This window comes from Streptomyces sp. H27-D2, from assembly GCF_035828615.1.
Classification (GTDB): Bacteria; Actinomycetota; Actinomycetes; order Streptomycetales; family Streptomycetaceae; genus Streptomyces.
Genome location: NZ_JAYMZR010000202.1, coordinates 1 through 1,764, shown reverse-complemented (window position 1 = coordinate 1,764; position 1,764 = coordinate 1). Strand labels below are relative to the sequence as shown.

Annotated in this window: 1 protein-coding gene; it reads left to right on the top strand. The window is 60.9% G+C overall.

Features of this window, described 5'->3' with window-relative positions:
* Nucleotides 1-387 precede the first annotated feature (387 nt).
* On the top strand, nucleotides 388-1,647 hold the full coding sequence (ltrA, locus tag QMK28_RS33870) for a group II intron reverse transcriptase/maturase (RefSeq protein WP_326443531.1): 1,260 nt from the start codon (nucleotides 388-390) through the stop codon (nucleotides 1,645-1,647).
* The last annotated feature ends 117 nt before the right edge of the window (nucleotides 1,648-1,764 follow it).

The window sequence follows — 1,764 nt, the reverse complement described above, 5'->3', positions numbered from 1 at the left end:
CGTTGGCTGAAGACCGTCGTGGTGAGCGAGGGAGGAAAAGGCGTCCGGTGAGGCGTCAGGTGGGGATTGGAAAGGCGAGCGCAAGCGAACCACTGCTGATGCGTCGAAATGCTTGGATGACATCGAAACCGGGGCTTGAAGGCGCTCTGGGATGAGCCTGGCGGGCGATCCGCTTACTGGCCAGGTGGTGTCCGGCGTGAAGGTGGCGCGAGTCCGATCTGCGGGATCTGTGCGGAACAGGAGAAAGCGTGCGTGACCCGTTGTCAGGCGCGCTGGCGGACCAGCTCGTAGTAGTGAGGAAGCCTCTGTAATGGGGGTGGAGCGAAGGGGCTGGGTCGTCCGTGACTTGTTCATTCGATCAACCGGAAGTGCTCCGGGAGGAATGGTATGGATGAGTTGAAAGCATCAGGCAAGCCGTTTGGTATTTCGAAGTGGCAAGTGATGGAGGCTTGGGAGAAGGTCCGGGCGAACAAAGGCGCACCCGGCGTGGATGCGGTATCTATTGCGGAGCTCGAGAAGGATCTTCAGGGGAACCTGTACAAGATCTGGAATCGAATGTCCTCTGGATGCTATTTTCCACCGCCGGTGCGTCTGGTGGAGATCCCGAAAGCACAGGGCGGTGTCAGGTCGCTCGGGGTACCCACTGTCGGTGATCGCGTGGCGCAGACGGTGGTGGCATTGGTGCTGGAGCAGAAGGTCGAACCGATCTTCCACTCCGACTCCTACGGCTACCGTCCGGGGCGTGGGGCGATTGACGCGGTGGGGACGTGCCGGGTGCGGTGCTGGAAGTACGACTGGGTGATCGATCTGGACATCAGGGCGTTCTTCGATTCGGTTCCGTGGAACCTGATGCTCCGGGCGGTGGGCTCGGTGTGTGATCTTCCGTGGGTGTTGCTGTACGTCAAGCGGTGGCTCTCGGCCCCGCTGCAAGAGGCGGATGGCGCTCTGCGGGAGCGCACGATGGGTACGCCGCAGGGCTCGGCGGTTTCCCCGGTCCTGGCGAATCTTTTCATGCACTTTGCGTTCGATATGTGGCTGACGCGGAGTTTTCCGCACGTCTCGTTCGAGCGTTATGCCGATGATGCGGTCATTCACTGCCGAAGCCTCGCAGAGGCACGGGTGGTGCTGTCCGCATTGGAGGAGCGCATGAGTGGGGTCGGCCTTCAGCTGCACCCTGACAAGACACGGATTGTCTACTGTAAGGACGCGAATCGTAAAGGCTCGTTCGAGCAAGAGGGATTCACCTTCCTGGGGTTCGACTTCCGTGAGCGCACCGTGGATGGCAGGACCGGCCTGTTTCGGAGTTTTTCTCCGGCGGTCTCGGTCGCGGCTCTCAAGCGGATGGGCAAGGTGGTGCGGTCCTGGCGATTGCACCGCTGGGTTCAGGGTGAGGCGCGAGACCTCGCGGACTGGATTAATCCGGTCGTGCGGGGATGGATGCAGTACTACGGGGCCTTCAATAAGTCGGCCTTGTTTCCTCTCCTGAAACGGATCAATGCCTATATGGTCCGGTGGTTGCGCGGAAAGTATCGGCGGTTGCGGCGGAGTTGGTCAGCAACGATGCGTGCGTGGTGGGACGCGGTGGAACGTGCACCTCGGTTCTTTTCCCACTGGGCATGGGTGAACGAACCCGCCCGAGTGTGGTGACCAGGATGATAAGAGCCGTATGACGGGAGACTGTCACGTACGGATCTGTGGGAGCCGGAGGGTGAAATCCCCTCCGGCCACCCGACTTCGCCCAGGAATATCGATGACCGACAAGTG

Excerpts from the sequence above, each read along its gene's own strand:
- ltrA (WP_326443531.1), top strand. The coding sequence starts at position 388 with ATGGATGAGTTGAAAGCATCAGGCAAGCCGTTTGGTATTTCGAAGTGG.